The organism is Hymenobacter artigasi (assembly GCF_012275535.1).
Classification (GTDB): domain Bacteria; phylum Bacteroidota; class Bacteroidia; order Cytophagales; family Hymenobacteraceae; genus Hymenobacter; species Hymenobacter artigasi.
In genome coordinates this window covers 440,276-463,503 of the sequence record NZ_JAAVTK010000003.1, presented here as the reverse complement: position 1 = coordinate 463,503, position 23,228 = coordinate 440,276, and the positions used below count along the sequence as shown (strand labels likewise).

Below are 23,228 nucleotides of genomic sequence, written 5' to 3'. Positions count from 1 at the left end.
TGCAAACAAACCAGCATAATGGGGCTAATTGATAAAAAACGGAACCGGTCCGGCTACCGCCAGCGCACCCTCTCGCCCGATTCCCGGGCGTGTAGCCGGGCCGGCACACTGGCCAGAATAAGGCCGCGCAGCACCGTGAGCAGCTGCGTGCGCACAAAGCCATGATGCACCACCAGGCTCACCTCGCGCACCGGTTCCGGGGCCACGAACCGTTTTAGGAGCCGATTGGTTTCCACCTCCTCCAATACGGCCAGCTCTGGCACCAGGGTGTAGCCGCCCTGCCGACGCACCAGCTCCTGCAGCGTCTCAATCGAGCCGCTTTCGTAGGCGATGGCCCCGGTGGGGGAGGCTGCGCCACACAGGTTCACCACCTGGCTGCGGAAGCAGTGGCCCTGCTGCATCAGCCAGAGGCCGGGTTGCTGGAGGTCGGTGGGGCGCACGGTGGCGTGGGCGGCCAGTGGGTGGTTTTCTGAAGCAAGTAGCAGGAAGGGCTCATCGAGGACCGGCAACTCGTGCAGCTGCCGGTCGTCGAGGGGCGTCACGAGCAGGCCCACGTCCAGCCGGTGGTCTTTCAGCTGCTGCATAATTTCTTCGGAGCGCAGCTCCTCAATGTGCACCCGCAGGCTGGGGTAAGCCGTGGTGAGGCCCCCCAGGAAGCGCGGCACCAGGTACGGGGCCAGCGTGGGGATGACGCCCAGGCGCAGCTCGCCCACTATTTCGCCCTTTTCTACCTGCACCAGCTCGCGCAGCTGCTGGGCCTCGCGCAGTACGCGCCGGGCCTGGGCAATGACTTTGGCCCCCACGGCGGTGGGCTCGGCCCCGCGCTGGGTGCGGTCGAAGAGCAGCACGCCCAGCTCTTCCTCCAGCTTTTGCACCTGCACGCTGAGGGCGGGCTGGCTCACGCAGCTTTTCTCGGCGGCGAGGCCAAACTGGCGGTGGGTATCGAGGGCTACGAGGTAGGTGAGCTGCTGCAGGTTCATCGGGCTACTTGAGGGTCTGGATGAGAGCTTTGCTTGGCCCAGGGGCTGTGACAAGATACACAAATATAATTTAAGATTATTAAATTGAATGTTGTATTCATTATGATTATGAGGGCAGGCGATGATGTTGCCATTATTCCCGGCACGGTCAAAGCAGCGACTACTACTTTTCAACAAGCAAAAAGGAGCCGTTCTGAATAATCAGAACGGCTCCTTCAGACGAGAATGATGGCCGCTTATTGGGCCTTCACCTTGAGGTTTTCAAAGCTGCCTTCCAGTATAATGGTGCACTTGGGTCCGCCAATCGAAATGGATGTGCTGGGCTCATTCTGCTCGGGCGCCCGCACTTCGTAGGTGCCGCTCACCAACTGGCGCTGGGCATCGTAGGCCGTGATGGCAACGTTGCCGGTCAGTTCGCGGGTAGTGTCGCTGAAGCGGTAGATGGCGCCGCTGCTGCCGGTGGCGGTGCGCACGGTGTAGATATAGGAGCTAAAGACTGGGTCGGAGGTGCGGTTGCGGCAGCGCAGGGAGTAGGTGCCCACCCACTTGGCCGCGAGTTTGGCGCGTTCTACTTCAAAGTAGGTGTTGTCGGTACCCGCCTCAAAATCCAGCGCCAGCACCTGCGGCCCTAAGGTGGCGGTGGCCACAATGTCGGACGGCCGGTAGCCGGTGCCGTAGCCCGAGTGGGCGGTGCCACCGGCGGGGGTGATGGTTATGAAGTCAAAGTAACTGCTCATTTGAAAAGCCGGCTTGGGGTCGGCGGGGGCGGGCATGTCGTCGTTGTGCTTGTCGGAACAGGAGGCGAAAAATCCGGAAGCAGCAGTGAGAGCTGCCAGAAACAGCGTACGGGTAACAGTTTTCATAGTTAATGCGGAGGTGGTAGCTAGCCGGGTGAGGTGCTGACTGCCAAGGCAAAGGGCAGGCCAAACAGGGAGACCGGAAGTAAAGAAAAGTTCCTTTCCGCTGTAAATCTTATGAATTGCAGCGGAAAGGAACAAGATATTACGCATGAAATAAGCAGATAACCAGCACTAAAGCGGTTTCTTGCGCTCGGCCTGAAACTTCTTCAGCTGCGGGTCAATCTGCTTTTTATCGCCTACCACCACAACGGTCATGGCTTCGGGGCGCACGTATTTGCGGGCGGTTTCGCTCACCTGCTGGGGTGTCACGGCGTTGATGTTTTTCACCTGCTCGGTGAGGTAGGTTTCGGGCAGGCCGTGCAGGTCGAGGGTGTTGAGCTGGCCGATGATGCCGCCGGGGGTAGAGTTGCGGAGCACAAACATGCCTCCCTCGTAGTTCTGAATGCCCTGCAATTCCTCGGCGGTGGGCGGCGTTTTTTGCAGGCGCTCCACTTCGCTCATTATTTCGCGCAGCGAATTATAGGTGTCGGCGGTGGTCACGTCGGCGTTTTCGGTCCAGTTGCCGGTGCGGTAGTGGGTTTCCACGTAGCTGTAGGGCGAGTAGGTGTAGCCTTTGTCCTCCCGGATGTTGCGCGTGATGCGCGAACCAAACGAGCCGCCGAGCAGCGAGTTCATCACCCGCAGCCGGATAAAATCGGGGTTGGAAGGGTCCACGGCCGGCAGGCCCACCACAATGGTCGACTGCGGCGCGCTGGGCCGGTCCAGGGTCAGCACGTCGCCCTTGGTCAGCGGCTTGGCAATTTCGATGCGCGGGGCCGGTCCCTGCGGGAAGTCCTGCCAGGCGCTGCTGATGGCCTGGCGCAGGGCCGGCGCATCAAACCGCCCCGCCACGTACACGCTGGTGCGCTGGCCGCCAAACTGGTTTTTATAGAAGCTTTGCACCTGCTCCAGGGTCAGGGCGTCGAGCTGGGCATCGGTGGGCAGGGGGCGGCCGTAGGGGTGGCTGCCGTAGATGGCGGCCGAGTACTTCTGGCGGGCCTGGGTGCCGGGGTAAGAGCGGGCCAGGTTCATCTGGCGCTTCAGGTCGGTTTTGAGGCGGGGCAGCTCCGAGGCGGGCAGGGCCGGGTGCAGCACCACATCGGCCATGAGCGCGGCCAGCTGCGGCGCATACTCGCTCAGGCAGGAGGCCCACAGCGTGGTTTGGTCGAGGCCGGCCGAAATACTGAGCGTGCCGCCCATGCGGGCCACTTGCTCGGCCAGCTGGGTGGCCGACCGGCTGGCCGTGCCTTCCTGCAGGAGCTTGGCCAGCAGGTCGGCCACCGCCACTTCATCGGCGGCTTCGTGCACGTTGCCGGCCTGAATGGCCACCATCATCGTCACCTTGGGCACCTGGCCGTAGGGCACCAGCCGGGCCTTCAGGCCATTGTCGAGGGTGAATTCTTCCTTGGCGGGCAGGGCAAAGTCGCGCGGGGCGCTGCCTTCGGGCGGGTTTTCCTTGGGTGCTGCCGGCGTGGCGGCGGCGGGCCGGGTCGGCGTTTTGGACTTGGCTTTTGGCTTCTGGGCCTGGGCATCTGCGGCGGCGGTGGCAATGAGGGCGGCACCTAGTAGCCCGATAATCAGCTTGTTCATGGCGAAAGAGTAGGAGTCTGGGCTAGCTCTTGGCCAGCGGATTGACGGTGATAATGGTCCGGTTGCCGGGCCGCAGGTACTCGCGAATGGTCTTCTGCATCAGCTCGGGCGTCACCTTGCGGAACTCGCCCTCGATGCGGTTAATGCGCGCCGGGTCGTTGTCGAACAGCGCGAACGCGGCCAATAGGTCGGCCCGCCCAAAGTTGTCGGACCCGCTCAGCTGGTCGTAAAAAGCGGAGCGGATTTTCACCATCGCCAGGTCCAGCGTGGCCTGGTCGATGCCCGTTTTGGCCAGGCGGCTGATTTCCTGGTCGAGCACGCTCACCACCGAGTCGGCCTGCACGCTGGGGTCATAAATGATGCTGCCCATCCACAGCATTGGCCCGTTGTAGTTAAACTGGTTGCCGAGGTCGGAATTGATGCCGCCGCTCACGCCGTCGGAGTAGCCGCGCTTTTGCACCAGGGCTTGGTAGAGGCGGCTGTCGTTGCCCTGCAGCAGAATCTGGTCGAGCATTATCAGGGCGTAGTATTCGGGCGTGTTGCGCTCGGGCATGTGGTAGGCGAAGGCCAGCGCGGGCTTGCTGGCCAGCTTGTCGTCCTTCGAAAACCGCTGCTCCTGCTCTTGGCGCGGCTCGGTGAGGTCGGGCTTGGGCGGCGGCGTGGCGCTGGGGATATTGCCGTAGTATTTCTCCACCCAGGCCTTGGCCTCGGCGGGCTCAAAATCGCCCACCACGGCCAACACGGCGTTGTTGGGAGCGTAGTACGTCTTGAAAAACGCCTTGGTGTCGGCCAGGTTGGCGGCGTCCAGGTCCTTGAGGTCGCCGTAAAAATTGTGGGCGTTGTTTCAGTTCTTGTTGGCCTTCTGGGGCATGTCGAGCCACGGGAAGCCGCCGTAGGGCTGGTTGAGCACGTTCACCCGCACCTCGCTTTTCACCACGCCCTGCTGGTTGGTCAGGTTGCTTTGGCTGATGGCCAGGCCGCGCATCCGGTCGGCCTCGGCCCACAAAATGGTTTCGAGCTTGTTGCTCGGCACCACCTCAAAGTAGTTCGTGAAGTCGAACCGCGTGGAGCCGTTCAGCGCCCCGCCGTTCTTCTGAATCAGTTGAATAAACTCGGCCTTGCCCAGGTTCTGCGAGCCCTGAAACATCAGGTGTTCAAACAAATGCGCAAAGCCCGTGCGGTCGCGCGGCTCCGTCCGGAAGCCCACCGCGTAGTACGCCGCCACCGTGGCCGTGGGCGCGGTGTGGTCGGGCGAGAGCACCACGCGCAGCCCGTTTGGCAGGGTGTAGTATTCCACCGGAATCTCGAAAGCTGGCCCGGCGGGCGCGGGCGCGGCCGCCATGGGCGCCGCCGGGCTGGCCGGCGCCGTGACCACGGAAGTGGCCTGCTGGCTGCACGCGCCCAGCGCCAGCGCTACGGCCGGCCCCCACAGCAAGCTGCGGCAAAGTTTAGGTAACTGTCTCATCGGCAAAAAGGTGTAAAGTGGAAGAACATGTATTCGATTTACAAAATATTGGGCAATACCTTGGCCGCGTAGGTGCTAAGCTCCTGCGATATAGCCTCCGCAACCCAGATGCGCCGACGTGCGCCGCGGTTGTCTCCGGCGCGGCCCGCGCCATTTTTGTTTGCCCTCACCCAAATGCGGGACCGTTGCGCCGGTCTGACCGCCCTAGGCGGTCTGACCGGTTGTCGTTGGGGTGAAACCGTGCTTGCTTCAACCGGTCAGACCGCCTAGGGCAGTCTGACTGGCGCAACCGCCGTTCGATAGTAAACAATTCCGTGAAAGGCCACGCCGTTTTTTGCCGGACCTTTGCGGCATCATGTCTTTCCCCCGCTTCCTCGACCTGTCCGCCCGCGTTTCCGGCCACCTACGGCAGGCGCCCGCCGATGCCTCGGCCACCGTGCGCCACCTGCTGCTCGATAGCCGCCGGGCCGACCTGCCCGTTGGGGCGGCCTTCTTCGCCCTGCGCGGGCCCAGCCACGACGGCCACCGCTACCTGCACGACCTCTACGCCCAGGGCGTGCGCCTGTTTTTCGTGGAGGAAAATATTGCCCTGCCCGGTGGCCTCGCCGCCTACCCCGAGGCTGGGATTATGGAGGTTGTCAGTCCGCTGGCCGCTTTGCAGGCGCTGGCGGCCGCCCACCGGGCGCAGTTCACGGCCCCCGTCCTGGGCATCACCGGCTCCAACGGCAAAACCATTGTGAAGGAATGGCTGGCCCAGCTGCTGAGCCCCGACGAGGATATTTGCCGCTCGCCGCGCTCCTACAACTCGCAGGTGGGCGTGCCGCTTAGCGTGTGGGAGCTGAACCCCGAGCGCCACACGCTGGGGATTTTTGAAGCCGGCATATCCGAAGTAGGAGAGATGGCCCGGCTGGCCCGCATCATTCGGCCCACCGAGGGAATTTTCACCAACCTCGGCACGGCTCACGACGCCGGTTTTGCCTCTGAGGAACAGAAGCTGCTGGAAAAACTGACGCTGTTCCAAGGTGCTGATTTTCAACGGCTGTTTTACTGCGCCGACCAGCCCCTGGTGCGGGCCGCCGTAGTAGCCCTGCAGCTCCCGGGCTTTAGCTGGACGCGCCTGCCCACACCGCCCGCCGACGTACGCTTCACCACCGAAGCCAGCAGCCCCGCCAATACCACCCGCCTGCGCGCCGATTACCCCGCTCCCGGCCTCACCGCCGAATTCACGCTGCCCTTCGCCGATGAGCCGTCCATCGAAAACGCGCTGCACTGCCTGGCCGTGCTCTTGCACCGGCAGGTAGAGCCTGCCGAGATTCAGCGCCGACTGCTGCGCCTGCACCCGGTAGCCATGCGCCTGGAAATGAAGCTCGGCCGCCACGATTCCTACCTGCTCGACGATACCTATAATAACGACCTCGCCGGCTTGGCCCTGGCCCTCAATGCCCTGGCCCGGCAGAGCCGCCCCGGTCGCCGCACCCTCATTCTCAGCGATGTGCTCGAATCGGGCCTGAGCAGCCCCGAGCTGTATGCCCGCGTGGCCGCCCTACTGCCTGCGGCGGGCGTGAGCCGTCTGGTGGGCATCGGGGAGGAAATTTCGAGGGAATTAAAAATTGAGCCTGGGTCGACTCCATCTGGCGCTGATGCTTCGACAGACCCGGCTTCATTTTTAATTCAAACCTTCCCGACCACCGAAGCCTTCCTCGCCCAGCTTAATCCCACTGATTTTGCCCACGAAACCATCCTCATCAAAGGAGCACGGCGCTTCGGCTTCGAGCGCATTGTGGCCGCTTTGCAGGCCCAGCAGCATGGCACCGTGCTCGAAGTCAACCTCGACGCCCTCAGCCACAACCTGCAGTACTACCGTCGCCAGCTGAGCCCCGGCACCAAGCTCATGGTTATGGTGAAGGCCTTTGCCTACGGCGCGGGCTCCTACGAAGTAGCCAGCTTGCTGGAGTTTCAGCGCGCTGACTACCTGGCCGTGGCCTACGCCGACGAAGGCATCGCCCTGCGCGAAGCCGGCATCAGCCTGCCCATCATGGTGATGAACGCCGCCCCGGACAGCTTCGAAACCCTGCGCCGCTATCGCCTCGAGCCCGAAATCTACTCCCTGGAGATGCTGGACGAGTACCTGGCCACATTCGATATTCCCGCCGAAAGCCCGCTTCTCACCCCCAAAATCCACCTCAAGCTCGATACCGGTATGCGCCGCCTCGGCTTCGACGAAGCCGACCTGCCCGCCCTGGCCGCCCGCCTGCGCCAGCACGCCGCCCGTCTGCCCGTGGCCAGCATGATGACCCACCTTGCCGCCGCCGATGAGTCCGGCCACGACGATTTCACCCACGAGCAGCTGGCCGCCTTCCGCCGCATGACCACCGCCCTGGAGGCCGCCCTAGGCCACTCCGTGCTCAAGCACGCCCTGAACTCGGCTGGCATCCTGCGCTTCCCGGCGGCGCAGTTCAACATGGTGCGCCTCGGCATCGGCCTCTACGGTGTGGATGCCAGCAACACCGCCGACCCCGCCGTCCTGCGCCCCGTGAGCCAGCTGCGCACCACCATTTCCCAGATTAAGACCCTGCCCGCCGGCACCACCGTAGGCTACGGCCGCCGGGGTACCGCCGCCGCCGCCGAGCGCCGCATTGCCACGCTGGCCATTGGCTACGCCGATGGCTACGACCGTCGCTTTGGCAACGGCGCGGGCACGGTGCTCATCCACGGCCAGGCGGCCCCGCTGGTGGGCTCGGTGTGCATGGATATGTGCATGGTAGATGTAACGAACATCCCGGCCGCGCGGGCCGGCGATGTGGCGCTGCTTTTTGGCGAAGGATTGCCGCTGCCGGAGCTGGCCGCCCGCATCGGCACCATTGCCTACGAGCTGCTCACCAGCGTGAGCGAGCGGGTGAAGCGGGTATTTGTGAGCGAATAAGCGGGGCGCGTTGCCCGCTTACTGCTTTTCCCAATGTGAAATAGTCTGCCGGATTCATCCGACAAGTTTCCCTGTTCAACGCCAAAACAAGTAATTTTTTTGCTCAGCGGGGCGCGCGCGTAATGTTGGCAAGGTATTTATTTTGCTACTTTACAGCTGGTGTAATGTGCCCGGAATACCTTTGGGGTGGCCCAGAGCTTTGTGACGCTCTTTAAGTAATATGAAAACCAATACGTTCTGTTCCCTTCGCTTCTTCTGCAGCGTCCTTCTCTGCTTGGTACTGGCGGTTTCTGCGCACGCCATTTCCCATGCCCAACCGGCCCCGGTAGCGGTGGCCGACGTGCCGCCCCTCGACGGCTTTTGGAAGGGCCCGCTAAAAGTGCCCGGCGGCCAGCTCGAAGTCATTTTTCGCTTCGTGAAACTCGCTGGCGGTGAATATTACTGCACCCTCGACGTGCCGCTCCAGAAGGTGAGCCGCATGAGCGTGAAAACCGAAATCAAAGGCGATACCGTGCGCTTATATGCTGAGGAAGCCGCCACCCGCTTCGTGGGCCGCGTCTCGGCCGATGGCAAGCAGATGGCTGGTATCTGGCAGTCGCCCGGCTTCAAAGTGCCCATGACGCTCACCTTCAGCGCAATGCCGGCCATGAATGCCAAAAACGTGCGCCTCACGCCGCCCTACCGCGAGGAAGAAGCCACGTTCAGCAACCTGACCGTGAACGCCCGCCTCAGCGGCATGCTCACCATTCCGGCCGGGCCGGGGCCGTTTCCGGCGGTGGTGCTGCTCAGCGATAGCGGCCCGCACGACCGCGACGGCACCGTGGGCGACTTCGCCCCGCTGGGCCAGCTCGCCGACTACCTCACCCGCCGCGGCGTGGCCGTGCTGCGCTTCGACGACCGGGGCGTGGGCAAGTCCGGCGGCACCCCTGCTGTCACTACCGACGACCTGGTGAGCGATGCCCAGGCCGGCCTCAATTTCCTGCGTACCCGCCCCGAAATTGACCTTTCGCACCTGGGCCTAGTGGGCCACGGCGAGGGCGGCAACGTGGCCCTGCTGGCGGCGGCTCAGCCCTTGCCCCCTGCTTTTGTGGTCACGCTGGCCGCCTATGGCCTGCCCGGTCGCGACATTGTGGTGCAGCAGCAAGCCACCACGCTACGCACCTTGGGCACCGATGCGTCGCAGATTGAGGCGGCTACCAAGCGCCAGCAGGCCATGCTCGAAATCATCCGGCAGACCACCGACAATGCCCAGGCCCAGGCCATTGTGGCCAACATGCTGAAGCAGAACAATGCCGCCATCGACAACGCCACGGCCCAGGCCAGCGCCGCCGAAATGACTTCGGCCCGCTACCGCTACTTCCTGGCGTTCAACCCGCTCGAAAAGCTGTCGGCCGTCAACTGCCCCGTATTGCTGCTCAACGGCACTTCCGACCTCACCATCAACGCCGATGCCAACATGACGGTCCTCACCAAGGGCTTGAAAAACAACAAGAACATCACGGCTAAGAAGCTGGTGGGCGTCAACCACCTTTTTCAGCCCGACCCAAGCAAGTGGCCGATTGTCAACGGCCAGCTCCAGCCCAACTTCTCGCCCGAAGCCGAGGAAACCATCCGGGAATGGATTGTGGCGCAGGCCAAAAAGTAAATCACTGATTAGCGCGGATTAACCGTGATTTCACTGATTGAATGATTCGCCCGATAACGGGATGGGTAGTAGGTAGCCAAGCATAAGCAACCGTATGCGATTCGGGCCTGCCGGTCCGACTGCCCCAGGCAGTCCGACCGGCAGGCCCGATTTCGTTCTCACGACAACCGGTCGGACCGCCTGGGGCGGTCCGACCGGAGCATCCGAGTGGTTTTGCACAAGTACTTAAGTAGGTAGTCTGTAATCAGGCTTCATCTATCTAAAAATCAGTCAATTGATTTCTGTCTGGCTGCCGATTACTGACTGACTACTCAACAAAAAAAGCCCGGCTTGAGCCGGGCTTTTTTTGTTAGGATAATGCCCAAAAAAAATCAGCGAAATCACGGTTAATCCGCGGCAATCAGTGATTTACTTAATCATGTCTACTTCGGCCTTAATCATAGCATTGTAGCGGCGGCCCTGGCCGTTGGCCAGCGTCAGCAGGTTCCAGCCCTTGCCGATGGTGTAGCTCCAGGTGCGGCTTTCCTTGTACTCGAAGGTGGGACGCATAATCTGGCCGTAGGGCGTGTAGTTGTCCATGAAGTTGGTGGTGTAGAACTTGTCGCCGCCCACAATCCACTCCATGGCCACGAAAAAGCCTTCCTCCGGCGCCGGAATGTTGTAGGTACTCAGGTCGATGGTGTACCACTCGCCACCCCGGGCGGCCGAAACCACCACGTTTTCGGTGAGCAGGTCGGTGTTGGGGGCGTTGTAGTTGCCGTCGGCCTTATAGATGCGGACGCGGAAGGGCTCGCGGGGGAAGCCGTTTTCGCCGATGTAAAAGGACACGGTGCGCACGTTGCCCAGCTTCTTCTGCTTGTCGTTCTTCACGAAGAAAGCGTACTGCGAGCCCGGCAGGCCCTGAATCATGCCCTCGCCAGGGTTGTTCGACTTCGAGCCCAGCTCCAGGTTTTTGAGCTTGCCGCCCTTCACGGTCACGTTGGACAGCTCAATGACGCGCTTTTTCAGCTCGATGATGAGGTCTTCGGTGCTGCCGCGCTTAATGAACACGGCGCTGCGCTCGTAGCCGAGCGTCATCACGATAAGGGAATCCTGGCTGGTTTTCTCGAGGCCGGCCAGCTGAAAATAGCCGTATTCGTTCGTGAGTGCCCCGGTACCCTCTTCACGCAGGCCAATGGAGGCGAACGGAACCGGGTCTTTGGTTTTGGCATCCACGACGCGGCCCGTAATGCGATTTTCCTGCGCCCAGCTTAGCGCTGGCAACAGCAACAGAAAGACTAAAGCGAGAAAAGGTATGCGTTTCATCATCGCCAAAAATAATTATAATGGATGGTAGTCTGGCAAATTTACAAATTTTGCACCACTCCCGTAGCATCCTCGCTAGTACAGGACTCATAATGGCGCGCTATATGCAGATTTTTTTTTTCTGAGTAACAGCAGAAGATGGATTTTATTGCTGTACAATACCATCAGACCCCGCTAGCTGAGGTTTGTGCAAGCGCGTGATTAATGCGGCCAGGCAGTAGAAAAATAAAAAAAATTAACATTATCGGGTATTTTCCCGTATTGGGACCGGACCATTTTCCAGAACTTATCTACTTCATTTCATGAAAAAATCCTTCTTTTCCCTGCTGGCAGCAACGGCGCTGCTGGCTAGCTGCGAAACCAAACGCTCTGATACCAAAGACCAACTCAGCGAAGCCGGTCAGGACACGGCCGTGATGGCCCGCGATGGGAAAACAGCGGCTGATATGGCCAGCGATGCAGGTGCCGCCATCGATAATACCTGGGACATGGGCAAAGCCAAGCTCGCCGATGTAAAATTCAAGGAAATCACGCTGCCCGGCGTGTCGGTACGTGGCGACAGCACCTATAATGTGTACAGTGTGGACGAAACGGTGCTCTTTGATACCGACAAAGCCGAAATCAAGCCCACTGCTGCCGAGGCCCTGAAGCAAATCACCGGTTCTATCGGGCAGCGCTACAAGACCAGCCAGGTGCGTGTGATGGGCTTTGCCGACTCGCGCGGCAGTAAGGACTACAACAAAGACCTGAGCGCGCAGCGCGCCGAGGCCGTGAAGAACTACCTGGTAGCCAACGGCGACATTACCGCCAACCGCGTGAGCGTGGAGCCGATGGGCGAAACCATGCCCGTAGCCTCGAATGCTACGCCCAGCGGCCGCCAGGAAAACCGGCGGGTAGAAATCGCGGTGCGTACCAAGTAAGCAGCCCCGACTATACTACCAAAAAGCCCTTGCAGCATGCTGCAAGGGCTTTTTGTTTGCCCGCCTGGCCCCCTTTTCGGAGGCTCCTTGTCCGGTTGGCAGGCTTGCAGCCAACCGGACAAAGGGCACCAAAGAATCCCGGCGTTTCCGGCACTGCTACACGGCTGCTTCGCAGCGGGCGAGGGAAGTAGTAGAATCCCGGGCAAGGGTGGATGTGGGCAGCTCGGCGCAATAGCAGGGCGTAGTGCCCCACTATTCCGGCGGCCTCTACTTGGAGAAATGGTGATACAGTGCAAATATTTATCTGTTATTTTGTATTGGTGCTTTAAGCGTTCAAGTTTCAATACTGAGTAAATGAGTTTACTATATACGGTATGCTACTGCTTATCTTTCGGGGCCATAAGTCGAGTTAAGTTTTTATAGAATGAGGAGAAGTTTACTATGCGTTCTTCTACTGTTTGGAATAACGAATACCGTTTTGGGCCGGGCCACTGCCCAGGCTCCGCAGGACCACTCGCCCCTGGGAGGATTGTGGAAGGGTAAGCTTCCGGTGTTGGGAGGCAACCTGGATTTAACGATTAGTGTGATTCCGCTGGCGGGTGGCAAGTACTTCGCCGCCCTCGACGTGCCCGCCCAGAAGGTGAGCCGCATGGTGACCGAAGTGACCGTGCGCGGCGACTCGGTGCTGCTGTACATGCCGGCGGCCGGCAGTCGCTACGCTGCCCGCCTCGATTCGGTACGGCGCGAGCTGAACGGGGTCTGGACGCAGGCGGGGGTGAAATCGTCGGTGCGACTGCTGCATTCGCCCATGCCCTCGGTTACGGGCCAGGGCACGCGCCTGGCCCCGCCCTACCGCGAAGAAGAAGTGGTGTTTAACAACCCCACGGCCCGCCTGAATTTTGCCGGTATGCTCACCATACCCGCCGGTCCGGGGCCTTTCCCGGCCGTGGTGATGGTGAGCGACCTGGGTGCGCAGGACCGCGACGGTACCATGGGCAACTACCACCTGATGGGTTCATTGGCCGACTACCTCACCCGCCGGGGCGTGGCCGTGCTGCGCTACGATGACCGGGGCGTGGGCCAGAGCGGCGGCAGCACCAGCACCGCCACCACGGCCATGCTGGTGAGCGACGTGCAAGCGGCGCTGAACTTTTTGCGGGCGCGCCTGGAAATCAACATCAACCGCATTGGGGTGCTGGGGCATGGCGAAGGGGCTAATGTGGCGCTGCTGGCGGCGGCCCAGCCGCTGCCGCCGGCCTTTGTGGTATCGCTGGCGGGCTACGGCCTGCCCGGCGAGCAAACCATTCTGCAACAGCTGGTTGACGAACAACGGGCCCGAAAAGTAGCTCCGCTGGAAATACAGGCAGCCTACGAGCGGAAGCGGACGATGTACGACATCATTCGGCAAACCAATCCGCCGCAGGCGCTGGCCATTGTGAGCAACATGCTGCGGCAGGACCAGCCCACGCTGGAGCCGCTGGCGGCGCAGGCCGCGGCGGCCCAGCTGCTCACGCCCTGGCGGCGGTACTTCCTGGCCTTCGACCCCCTGGCAGAGCTCGACCAAGTGCACTGCCCCGTGCTGCTACTCGGCGGTACCGATGATGCAGAAGCCCCGGCCGACCTCCACCTGGCGGCCTTGGAGAAAGAGCTCAAAAGCGTGAACCACAACCTGACAGTGAAACGCCTGCCGGGTGTGAACCACCTCTTTCAGCCTTCCAAAACCGAGTGGACGCTGATGAACGGGGAGATGAAGCCGCTGTTTTCGCCCGTAGCCCAGGAAACCATTCGGGAATGGCTGGTGGGGCTGGAGGTGAAGAAATAAACCACTAATTAGCGCGGATTAACCGTAATTTCACTGATTGGGTGATTTGCCCGATAACGAAATGGGTACCAACAAAAAAAGCCTGGCAATCGCCGGGCTTTTTTATTAGCATGTCACCCAAAAAAATCAGCGAAATCACGGTTAATCCGCGGCAATCAGTGATTTACTTAATCATGTCTACTTCGGCCTTAATCATGGCGTTGTAGCGCAGGCCCTGGCTGTTGGCGGCCGTGATGAGGCTCCAGCCCTTGCCGATGGAGTAGTTCCAGGTGCGGCTTTCCTTGAACTCGAAGGTGGGGCGCATAATCTGGCCGTAGGGCGTGTAGTCGTCCATGAAGTTGGTAGCGAAGAACTTATCGCCGCTCACTACCCATTCCATGGCTACGAAAAAGCCTTCCTCGGGGGCCATGATGTTGTAGGGCGTGAGGTCGACGGTGTACCACTGGCCGCCTTGTGGGGCCGAAACCACTACGTTCTCGGTGAGTAGGTCGGTGTTGGGGGCGTTGTAGTTGCCATCGGCCTTGTAGAGGCGCACGCGGAACGGCTCGCGCGGAAAACCGTTTTCGCCGATGTAGAAGGACACGGTGCGCACGTTGCCGAGGCGTTTCTGCTTGTCATTCTTCACGAAGAAAGCGTACTGCGAGCCCGGCAGACCCTGAATCATGCCCTCGCCGGGGTCGTTTGAACGAGCCCCCAGGCCGAGGTTCTTCACCTTGCCGGCTTTCACCACCACATTGCTGAGCTCGACGGCCCGCTTGGGTACCTCGATGGTGAGGCTGGGCAGGGCGACGCCCCGCTTCACGAGTACGGCGCGCCGGGCGTAGCCCAGCGCTACCACGATGAGGGAGTCGTCGGCATTCTTGGTGGGAGCGGGCACAATGAACTGGCCGTGCTCGTTGCTAAGCGCACCTATCTGCTCGCTTTTCAGGCCGATGGACGTGAATGGCAGCGGCTCTTTGGTGTCTTTATCAACGATTACCCCCTTTATCTGAATTTGCTGTCCCCAGCTGGAAGTTGCAGCTAGGGCTAAGAATAGTGCTATAAGCGGTAGGCGTGTAGACATAGTAAGCGGTATATTCCGAACAAAATTACAAATTCCTGCGCCGAAAGTTATCAGAAATTATTAGCAGATGCAACCGAATAATCCAAATCACTGTCCGGAAGGGCTTGCGGGAGACGTAAAGGGATTGTTGACCGCCAAAAAAAGGCACTGGGCCGAAAAGCTTTTAGTAGCGTACCTTTGTTTGTATTCTTTCTAAATAAGGTTCAGCCCGTTCAACGCCCGTGTCATTATTTCGTCGTTCCCCGCAAAAGGCCGTTATTAGTACGGCTACCCGGCGCACTGCCAAAGACCTGCGCGTGGGCGAAGCCGGCACTATCTGCTGCCTCGAAGACCCCGAAATGGCTCTTAAGTTGCTGGAAATGGGCTGTGTGCCGGGCGTGCAGGTGCGCCTGAGCGGCCGGGCTCCCTTGGGCGACCCGCTCATGCTGGTGCTTGGCGACCAGGAGTATACGCTGTCGGTTAGGGCTAGTGAGGCGGCTACCATTTTGCTAAAGGAGTAGCAGATGCGCGATGGCCGTAACAGCAAGTAGTTCAGCAACAACAGCGCCGCAAACCGGCCCCGAGGCCGATGCCCGGCCCCTGCGCATTGCCCTTATCGGCAATCCGAACAGCGGCAAAACTTCGCTCTTCAATCAGCTCACCGGCCTCAACCAGAAGGTAGGCAACTTCCCCGGCGTGACCGTGGACCGCAAAACCGGCGTGGCCCAGCTCACGCCCACCCAGCGGGCCGAGATTATCGACCTGCCGGGCACGTACTCGCTCTACCCCAAGAGCCTGGATGAGAAGGTGATTACCGATTTGCTCTACGACAAGGCGGCCGATAACTACCCCGATTTCGTGGTGGTGACGGTGGACGCTAATAACCTGCGCCGCAGCCTGCTGCTGTTCACGCAGCTCGGCGACCTGGGCCTGCCGGCCGTGCTGGCCCTGAACATGATGGACGTGGCCGAGCGCCACGGCGTGAACATTGACCTGCCGGCGCTGGAGCGGGAGCTGGGGGTGCCCATCATCCCGATGAATGCGCGGAAGGGAATTGGCGTGGCCGCCCTCAAAATTGTGATGGCCCAGCGGCTGGACGCGCCGCCGGTGCGCTTCTGGCAGCCCGATGAGCAGCTGCTGCCGCTGGTGCGCCAGCTTCGCTACTACTTCAATCTGCACAACGACTACCTGGCGCTGCACTACGCCCAGCAGTACCGCCAGATTAGCTTTCTGAGCGCCGAGGAAAAGGCGCACATCCAGGAGCTGACGCAGCAGGCAGGGTTTGATGCCACGGCGGCGCAGGCGGCGGAAACCATTAGCCGCTACGCCCGCATCAACGAGATTCTGCTGGAGACGGTGACGGTGGTGCGCACGGAGAAGCGCGAGCCGATAAGCAACCGCATTGATAAGGTGCTGACCCACCGGGTGGGCGGCTACCTCATTTTCTTGGCCATCTTGTTCCTGTTGTTTCAGGCCATTTTTGCTTGGGCGCAGTACCCCATGGACTGGATTGACCAGGGCATTTCGGGACTAAGCGCGGTTATTCAGGCTAACTTTTCGGGGCCGCTGGTGCGCCTGCTCACTGAGGGCGTGCTGGCTGGGCTGGGCGGCGTGCTGGTATTTATTCCGCAGATTGCACTGCTGTTCGGCTTCTTGGCCATATTGGAGGAAACAGGCTACATGGCCCGCGTTACCTTTCTGATGGACAAGCTGATGCGGCCATTTGGGTTGAGCGGCAAAAGCGTGGTGCCTTTGATTTCGGGCCTGGCCTGCGCGGTGCCGGCCATTATGGGGGCGCGCACCATTGAGAGCTGGAAGGACCGGATGATTACGATTTTCGTGACGCCGCTCATGTCCTGTTCGGCCCGCATTCCGGTGTACACGGTGCTGGTGGCGCTGGTGGTGCCGGACCAGGCCGCGTGGGGCATTTTCAACCTGCGCGGTGTGGCCCTGATGTCGCTGTATCTGCTCGGGCTGTTTTCGGCGCTGGGCTCGGCTTGGGCCCTGAAGAAGCTGCTGAAGGCGCGGGAACGGAGCTACTTCATCATGGAATTCCCGGTATACCAGTGGCCGCGCTGGAAAAACGTGGCCCTCACCATCTATCAGAAGGTGAAGGCGTTTGTGCTGCAGGCGGGCCGGGTGATTATGGCCATTTCGGTGCTGCTGTGGGTGCTGGCCAGCTACGGCCCGGGCCAGCAGCAGGCCACGGCCGAAACGCAGGCGCGCCAGGAAGCAGCTACGAAAGGCTGGGATGCCGCCGAAACCAGCCGCCAGGTAGCCTCGGCGCGGCTGGAAACTTCCTACGCCGGCAAGTTCGGCCATGTGCTGGAGCCGGCTATCCGCCCGCTGGGCTACGACTGGAAAATCGGCATCGCGCTGCTCACTTCGTTTGCGGCGCGGGAGGTGTTTGTGGGCACTATTTCGACCATCTACAGCGTGGGGCAGGATGCCGACATGGGTACGCTGCAACAGAAGCTCAGTGCCGAGAAAGACGCTAACGGCCAGCCGTTTTTCACGCCGGCGCGGGCATTTTCGCTGCTGGTGTTCTACGTGTTCGCCATGCAGTGCATGAGCACGCTGGCCGTGACGTACCGCGAAACCAAAAGCTGGCGCTGGCCGCTGGCGCAGCTCGTGTACATGACGGGGCTGGCCTACGCGGCGGCGTTTTTGGTGTACCAGGTGCTGGCCTAAGGGGCGGGCGTGGGCGCGGGCAGGCTGCTGTTCCAGATGTCCTGGTGCAGCTTCCACTGGCCCTGCTGCTGCTTCCACACCACGAGGTACTTGCCCTCGTCTATTTTTTGGGCATTGGGGCCGAGCAGCGTGTAGTGGCCGAGTTCGATGGCGGTATCGGCCATTTCTTCCACATCCTGGGTGTGCAGCTGCACTTGCTTGATGCCCATGGCCATAGCGCCTTCCCAAAAGGCCTGAATGCCCGCTGTGCCCTGGATTGCGTCCATGCCCGTGGGGAGCAGCACGCCGTTGGGCGTGTAAAGGCTAGCCAGGGCAGCGGCATCGCTCCGCTCGAAACAGGCTTCAAATTGGTCGTTGGCGCGCCGGATTTCGGTGGCTGCCAGGGTCGCGGTGGCAATCATAAGAATGAACTGTTTGATAATCGTTTATACAATATATAGATTTATTTGTAAAAAACACTCGCTTTGGAGTGGATTGTGGTGGAGTATGGATGAGCTGTTTGCAACATCGCAATTTTGAAAAGGCGGCAGCGGCCCAGTGTCCGGTTTAGGACCCAGGTGTTCATAAATGGACAGTTTGGAAGGGAGTAATATAGTATTAAATGCTAGTTATTAGCTGAAAATCAGATTATTGAACAAATGGCACGCGGCTTGGCAACAGATAGGAGAACCTCCCTTCTTTCTGCACGAAAATGGACAGAGCCATTGCCGATTCAATTCAAACCCAACGCAAGCGCCGCCGCTGGCTCGCGGTAGCCGGGGCCGTGCTGCTGGCGCTGGGTGCGGTACTGGCCTTCCGCACGGTGCTGAAACCCAGCCTGCGGCGCGGCTACATCCTAACCGCCACCGTGGAAACCGGTGAAGTGGAAGCCGCGCTCACGGCTGCCGGCACCGTGATTCCGGGCCGGGAAGCCGTGCTGACCAGCCCCATTCAGAGCACCATTCGGCGGGTGGCGGTGGCGGTGGGCGCGCAAGTGCGGCCCGGCGAAACCATTCTGGAGCTGGACAAGGAGCTGGCCAATTCCAGCCTGGCCAAGCTCGACGATGAGCAGCTGCGCAACCAGAACAAGAATTCGCAGCTGCAGCTGACGCTGGAGCGCAGTCTCACCGATTTGCGCGCCCTGGCCCGGGTGCAAGCGGTGAAAGTGCGCAGCCTGCAATCGACGCTTCACGACGAGCAGCAGCTGCTGAAAATTGGGGGCGGCACGGCCGAGAACGTGCGCCAGGCCGAGTTGAACCTGACCGTAGCCCAGTTGGAGGCCGACCGCCTGACCCGCCAGATTCAGACCCAGCAGCGTTCGAACGCGGCCGATGTGCGCGAGTTGGGCTACACCGTGTCGATGCAGCAGCGCAGCATTGCGGAGCTGGCCACCAAGCTGCGGCAGGCCGATATCAGCAGCCAGCAGCCGGGCGTGCTAACGTGGGTGAACGACAACCTCGGCACCACCGTGCAGGCTGGCGATGCCCTGGCGCGGGTAGCCGATTTGAGCAGCTTCCGGGTGCGGGCCACGATTTCGGACAGCTACGCCGACCAACTGCACCAAGGCGACCCGGTGAAAGTCCGCATCAACGACCTCGACCTGCGCGGCACAGTGGCCAGCATCAGCCCAAGCGTGGAGAAGGGTGTGGTGACGTTTCTGGCCCAGCTCGATAATCCCCACCACCCGGCCCTGCGCCCCAACCTCCGGGCCGACGTGTTTGTGATAACCCGCGCCCACCACGGCGTGCTGCGCGTGAAAAACGGCCCCTTTTACCAGGGCGGCAAAGAGCAGCCGGTATTTGTGCTGACCAATGATGGGCGCGTGGTGCGCCGCACGGTGCGCTTCGGCGACAGCAATTTCGACTTCGTGCAGATTGCCAGCGGCCTGCGGGCGGGCGAGAAAATCGTGGCGTCGGACATGAAAGAGCATCTGGACACGCCGGAGCTGATGGTGCGGGACTGACCGAAACCTCACGAGACCCCTCCGGGGCGGCCCCTCTCCCCAGGAGAGGGGAGCCTAACGACTTTTTAGGTCGGTCAACCTCATAAATTCTGCATTGATGCTTCTCTTTCCTTTTTTCTGCGAAAGCCTGAACCGCGCGTCTGGCTCCCCTCTCCTGGGGAGAGGGGCCGGGGGTGAGGTGAACCGCCTGCGCGGCTGGCTGCTACTCCTGCTACTCCTGCTGCTTGGGAAACCTGCCACCGCCCAAACCCTCACCCTCCCCGAAGTTATCACCCAGGCCCTCGACCACTCGGCTGCCGGCCAGCAGGCCCTTACCAACCGCGAAACCAGCTACTGGGCCTGGCGCGGCTACCAGGCCAACTACCGGCCGCAGCTGGGCCTGGCGGGCACGCTGCCCAATTTCAGCCGCGTGATTACGCCAGTGGTGCAGCCCGACGGCACCACCGATTTCCGGGCCGTACGCATCAACAACTCCAACCTGGCCCTAACGCTGAGCCAGAACATTGGGCCGACAGGAGCGCAGGTCTTTGTGGGGGCCGAGGTGCAGCGGTTCGATGATTTTAATGGCAACATGAAACGCTACAATAACCAGCCCTTCACGCTGGGCATCGTGCAGCCACTGGGCCAGTTCAACGGACTGAAGTGGGCGCGGGCCATTGAGCCGCTGCGCTACCAAGAAAGTGCCCGCAGCTACGTGGAGGAGCGCGAAACCGTGGCCCAGCGCGTCACGGAGCTGTATTTCGATGTGCTGCTGCAACAGGTGAACGCAGCAGTGGCCGGCCAGAATGCCCAGGCCACTGCCGAGCAGCTGCGCATCGGCCGCGAGCGGTTTGCGCTGGGGCGGCTGTCGCATAGCGACTTGCTGCAGCTGGAACTGAACCTACTCGATGCCCAACAGGCCCGCAACCAGGCCCGGCTCGATGCCGAAACGGCCGCCGTGGCCTTGCAGGCCTACACCGGCCAGCCTGCCGCCCAGGGCCCGCTGGCGCTGGCCGTACCCACGCCGGCCCCGCAGCCGGCCGTGGCCCCGGCGCAGGCGCTAGCCGAGGCCCGGCAATATCGCAGCACCACGTTGGCGCTGCGCCGCCGGCTGCTCCAAGCCGAGCGCGACGTGGCCCAGGCGCGCGGCACCACCGGCTTCCAGGCCAGCCTCACGGCCAACCTGGGCTACGTGAACCAAGCCCCCGTTTTCGCTGATACCTACCTGAACCTGCAAAACCAGCAGCAGGTGCGGCTGGCCTTTTCGCTGCCGCTCGTGGACTGGGGCCGCTGCCAGGCCATCGTGAAAACCGCCGAGCTCATCCGCGACCAGACCCGGCACGACGTGGCCCAGGAAACCCAAAGCTTCGAGCAAACCGTGCTCACGCAGGCCGGCCAGCAGTCCGCGCTGGCCGAGCAGGTGCAGCTCGCCGGCCGGGCCGACTCGCTGGCCCAGCGCCGCTACGACATTGCCCGCGCCACCTACCTGCTGGGCCGCATCAGCCTGACGGATTTGACCTTGGCCTCGGTGGCTAAGGACGGGGCGCGGCGCGGCTACATCTTCGCCCTGCGCGCCGGCTGGGTGGCCTATTACCGCCTGCGGGCGCTGACGCTGTATGATTTCGAACGACAAACTCCCCTCCTCAGATGAGGAGGGGATGTTTCCGCGAAGCGGAAACGGGGGTGGTTGAACTCGTTGAACGACACCCGAACGATGCGGCGCGCTTTCGGAGCGGCTTGGTTGGGGAGTTATACTCCCCATTATCCCCACTAATCAAAAGCCCATAACGCGGAGTGCAACTCCACTACCGGGCCACTTTCGGAGTGCAACTCCGAAAGAGCACATACTTCCTCACACCATCAATTCGCCATTATGACTTCTGCTCCGCCCGTGCTGCGCCTCACCAATATCGAAAAAATCTACCAAACCAAAACCATTGAAACGGTGGCGCTGAACAGCGTGAACCTGACCGTGAACCGTGGCGAGTTCGTGTCCATTATGGGGCCGAGCGGCTGCGGGAAGTCGACGCTGCTCAGCCTGATGGGCCTGCTGGACGAGCCCACCAGCGGCACGATTGAAGTGGATGGCCGGGCCGTAACATCCTACTCCGATAAAGAGCTGGCGGGGCTGCGCAACCTGAAAATCGGCTTCGTGTTCCAGAGCTACCATTTAATAAATGACCTCTCGGTGGTGGATAATGTGGAGCTGCCGCTGCTGTACCGCAGGGGAATGGGCAGCAAGGAGCGTCGCCAGCGGGCCATTGCCGCCTTGGATAAAGTGGGCCTGAGCGCCCGCACCGGCCACTTCCCCAGCCAGCTCAGCGGCGGGCAGCGGCAGCGGGTGGCCATTGCGCGGGCCCTGGCCGGCGGCCCGGAAATCATCCTGGCCGATGAGCCGACGGGCAACCTCGACTCGGTGATGGGGGAGGAGATTATCGAGCTGCTGCTGGAGCTGAACCGCGAGCAGGGCGTGACCATAGTGATGGTGACCCACGACCTGCAGCAGGCGCTGAAGACCCAACGCGTGGTGCGCTTCTTCGACGGCAGCCAGGTGGGCTGATTCAGTTAAGAGTTATGAGTTAAAAGTTATGAGTGAGTGCCCGCTGGCCTCCTCATGTCCATCCGATAGAAACTCATAACTCATAACTTTTAACTCATAACTCAAAAAGCCATGTTCCTCTCGTACTTAAAAATTGCCTGGAAGGTGCTCATGCGCCGCAAGTTCTTTACCTTCATCAACCTGTTTGGTGTGAGCTTTACGCTGATGATTCTGCTGGTGGTGATGGCCATGTTCGACCATGTGGTGGGGCCAAACACGCCGGCTAAACGCGTGAACCGGATGCTGTTCGTGAACATCATTCGGCACCAGCGAGTCGACAACCACGGCTGGATGAACATGCCGGCCAGCATCCATTTCGTGGACGACTACGTGCGGAAAATGAAAACCCCGGAAAAGGTGGGCATCACTACGGCCGTTTCCAACGCCACGGCCTTCACCAAAAGCAAGCTGCTGGCGCTGGATATGGCCTATACCGATGGCAACTTCTGGCAGCTCATGGACTTTGATTTCCTGGGTGGGCGGGCCTTCACCGGGGCCGAAGTGCAGCAGGCCCAGCACGTTTGCGTGCTGAACGAGGCCACCGCCCGCGACTACTTCGGCACGACCGATGTGGTGGGCCGCACCATCGAAATCGACCTAAAGCGCTACCGGGTGGCGGGCGTGGTGCGGAATGTGTCGGCTGCCCACGTCTATGCCTATGCCGACGTGTGGGTGCCCTACACCTTGAGCGCGCAGTATTTCAAGGATAACCGCATTGAGGGCGAGTTTATGGTGGTGCTGCTGGCGCCTTCGGTGGCGGCGGTACCGGCTGTGCGCGAAGAATACCGCCAGCTGATGCGCCGGGTGGAAATTCCCAATCCGAAGGAGGTGAAAGCCCTGTTTTCCTACGCCGACCCCATCACGGAGAGCTTCTCGCGGGCCCTGCTCAACCACCAGGACCAGACGCTGGATGACGATAACATTGAGGCGTTTTACCTAATAGTGTCCGGCCTGGCGCTGCTCTTTATGCTGCTGCCGGCCCTGAACCTGGTGAACCTGAACATGACGCGCATCCTGGAGCGCTCGGGCGAGATTGGGGTGCGCAAGGCCTTCGGCGCGGCCGGCTCTGATTTGGTAAGCCAGTTTCTGGTCGAGAACGTGGTGCTGGCCCTGGTGGGCGGGCTGCTGGGCCTGGGCCTGGCCGCCGGCGCGCTGGCCCTCGTGAACGAGGCGCATCCCATCGCCTATGCGCACTTCGAGTTGAGCTGGGGCGTGTTTGCCTGGGGCATGCTGCTCACGCTGGTGTTTGGGCTGATGAGCGGCGTGTACCCGGCCTGGAAAATGTCGCGCCTCAACCCCGTGGCTGCCCTGCGCGGCGGCGGCGAGCAGAAGTGAACGCCTTGTCTCAGCTGTCATCCTGAGCGCAGCGAAGGACCTTATCACGTCTGCGCTCCTTGCTATTACTGCCAACTGCTCCAGCGTGATA

Annotated in this window: 18 protein-coding genes; 10 read left to right on the top strand and 8 right to left on the bottom strand. The window is 61.2% G+C overall.

What is annotated here, in order from left to right:
- Window positions 1–53 precede the first annotated feature (53 nt).
- The 5 genes from HBN54_RS08070 to HBN54_RS23450 form a co-directional block, all read right to left on the bottom strand.
- Window positions 54–980, bottom strand: a complete 927-nt coding sequence (locus tag HBN54_RS08070) for a hydrogen peroxide-inducible genes activator (protein WP_168672666.1) — start codon at window positions 978–980, stop codon at window positions 54–56.
- 236 nt (window positions 981–1,216) lie between these two features.
- The gene (locus tag HBN54_RS08065) at window positions 1,217–1,843 is read right to left on the bottom strand and encodes a hypothetical protein (protein WP_168672665.1); all 627 of its coding nucleotides are present in this window, start codon (window positions 1,841–1,843) and stop codon (window positions 1,217–1,219) included.
- 168 nt (window positions 1,844–2,011) lie between these two features.
- The gene (locus tag HBN54_RS08060; protein ID WP_168672664.1) at window positions 2,012–3,469 is read right to left on the bottom strand and encodes a M16 family metallopeptidase; all 1,458 of its coding nucleotides are present in this window, start codon (window positions 3,467–3,469) and stop codon (window positions 2,012–2,014) included.
- A 22-nt stretch (window positions 3,470–3,491) separates the two neighbouring features.
- A complete protein-coding gene (locus tag HBN54_RS23455) occupies window positions 3,492–4,262 on the bottom strand; it encodes a M16 family metallopeptidase (protein ID WP_262888264.1) in 771 nt (256 codons plus the stop codon).
- 51 nt (window positions 4,263–4,313) lie between these two features.
- Window positions 4,314–4,934, bottom strand: a complete 621-nt coding sequence (locus HBN54_RS23450) for a M16 family metallopeptidase (RefSeq protein ID WP_235955424.1) — start codon at window positions 4,932–4,934, stop codon at window positions 4,314–4,316.
- 355 nt (window positions 4,935–5,289) lie between these two features.
- On the opposite strand from HBN54_RS23450, the gene HBN54_RS08050 reads away from it, so the two are divergent.
- Both HBN54_RS08050 and HBN54_RS08045 read left to right on the top strand, forming a co-directional pair.
- Window positions 5,290–7,857 carry a bifunctional UDP-N-acetylmuramoyl-tripeptide:D-alanyl-D-alanine ligase/alanine racemase gene (locus tag HBN54_RS08050; RefSeq protein ID WP_168672663.1) on the top strand — a complete coding sequence of 856 codons (2,568 nt, stop codon included), beginning with the start codon at window positions 5,290–5,292 and terminating at the stop codon, window positions 7,855–7,857.
- A gap of 220 nt (window positions 7,858–8,077) precedes the next feature.
- Window positions 8,078–9,502, top strand: coding sequence for an alpha/beta hydrolase family protein (locus tag HBN54_RS08045; protein WP_168672662.1), 1,425 nt, complete (start codon window positions 8,078–8,080; stop codon window positions 9,500–9,502).
- 408 nt (window positions 9,503–9,910) lie between these two features.
- Here HBN54_RS08045 and HBN54_RS08040 read toward each other — a convergent pair whose 3' ends face one another.
- A complete protein-coding gene (locus HBN54_RS08040) occupies window positions 9,911–10,810 on the bottom strand; it encodes a carboxypeptidase-like regulatory domain-containing protein (RefSeq protein WP_168672661.1) in 900 nt (299 codons plus the stop codon).
- 299 nt (window positions 10,811–11,109) lie between these two features.
- Here HBN54_RS08040 and HBN54_RS08035 point away from each other — a divergent pair, with 299 nt between their 5' ends.
- Together HBN54_RS08035 and HBN54_RS08030 are read left to right on the top strand one after the other, a co-directional pair.
- Window positions 11,110–11,727 (top strand): OmpA family protein, encoded by a 618-nt coding sequence (locus HBN54_RS08035; protein ID WP_168672660.1) that lies wholly within the window; start codon window positions 11,110–11,112, stop codon window positions 11,725–11,727.
- A 478-nt stretch (window positions 11,728–12,205) separates the two neighbouring features.
- The gene (locus HBN54_RS08030) at window positions 12,206–13,549 is read left to right on the top strand and encodes an alpha/beta hydrolase family protein (RefSeq protein WP_168672659.1); all 1,344 of its coding nucleotides are present in this window, start codon (window positions 12,206–12,208) and stop codon (window positions 13,547–13,549) included.
- Window positions 13,550–13,712: 163 nt separating this feature from the next.
- On the opposite strand, the gene HBN54_RS08025 is transcribed toward HBN54_RS08030, so the two are convergent.
- A complete protein-coding gene (locus tag HBN54_RS08025; RefSeq protein ID WP_168672658.1) occupies window positions 13,713–14,612 on the bottom strand; it encodes a carboxypeptidase-like regulatory domain-containing protein in 900 nt (299 codons plus the stop codon).
- 221 nt (window positions 14,613–14,833) lie between these two features.
- On the opposite strand from HBN54_RS08025, the gene HBN54_RS08020 reads away from it, so the two are divergent.
- Window positions 14,834–15,112, top strand: coding sequence for a FeoA family protein (locus HBN54_RS08020; protein ID WP_317170190.1), 279 nt, complete (start codon window positions 14,834–14,836; stop codon window positions 15,110–15,112).
- A gap of 10 nt (window positions 15,113–15,122) precedes the next feature.
- Window positions 15,123–17,282 (top strand): ferrous iron transport protein B, encoded by a 2,160-nt coding sequence (gene feoB / locus HBN54_RS08015; protein WP_168672657.1) that lies wholly within the window; start codon window positions 15,123–15,125, stop codon window positions 17,280–17,282.
- On the opposite strand, the gene HBN54_RS08010 is transcribed toward feoB, so the two are convergent.
- Window positions 17,279–17,683, bottom strand: a complete 405-nt coding sequence (locus HBN54_RS08010) for a YybH family protein (protein WP_168672656.1) — start codon at window positions 17,681–17,683, stop codon at window positions 17,279–17,281. The two genes, feoB and HBN54_RS08010, sit on opposite strands and share 4 nt — an antisense overlap.
- A 290-nt stretch (window positions 17,684–17,973) precedes the next feature.
- On the opposite strand from HBN54_RS08010, the gene HBN54_RS08005 reads away from it, so the two are divergent.
- The 4 genes from HBN54_RS08005 to HBN54_RS07990 all read left to right on the top strand — a co-directional run bounded on the left by HBN54_RS08005 (window position 17,974) and on the right by HBN54_RS07990 (window position 23,137).
- Window positions 17,974–19,224, top strand: coding sequence for an efflux RND transporter periplasmic adaptor subunit (locus tag HBN54_RS08005; RefSeq protein ID WP_168672655.1), 1,251 nt, complete (start codon window positions 17,974–17,976; stop codon window positions 19,222–19,224).
- A gap of 97 nt (window positions 19,225–19,321) precedes the next feature.
- Window positions 19,322–20,854: a TolC family protein gene (locus HBN54_RS08000; protein ID WP_168672654.1), complete on the top strand. Its 1,533-nt coding sequence runs from the start codon at window positions 19,322–19,324 to the stop codon at window positions 20,852–20,854.
- A gap of 240 nt (window positions 20,855–21,094) precedes the next feature.
- Entirely contained in the window at window positions 21,095–21,763 is a 669-nt protein-coding gene (locus HBN54_RS07995; protein WP_168672704.1) for an ABC transporter ATP-binding protein, read from the top strand.
- A gap of 111 nt (window positions 21,764–21,874) precedes the next feature.
- A complete protein-coding gene (locus tag HBN54_RS07990; protein ID WP_168672653.1) occupies window positions 21,875–23,137 on the top strand; it encodes an ABC transporter permease in 1,263 nt (420 codons plus the stop codon).
- Window positions 23,138–23,228 lie beyond the last annotated feature (91 nt).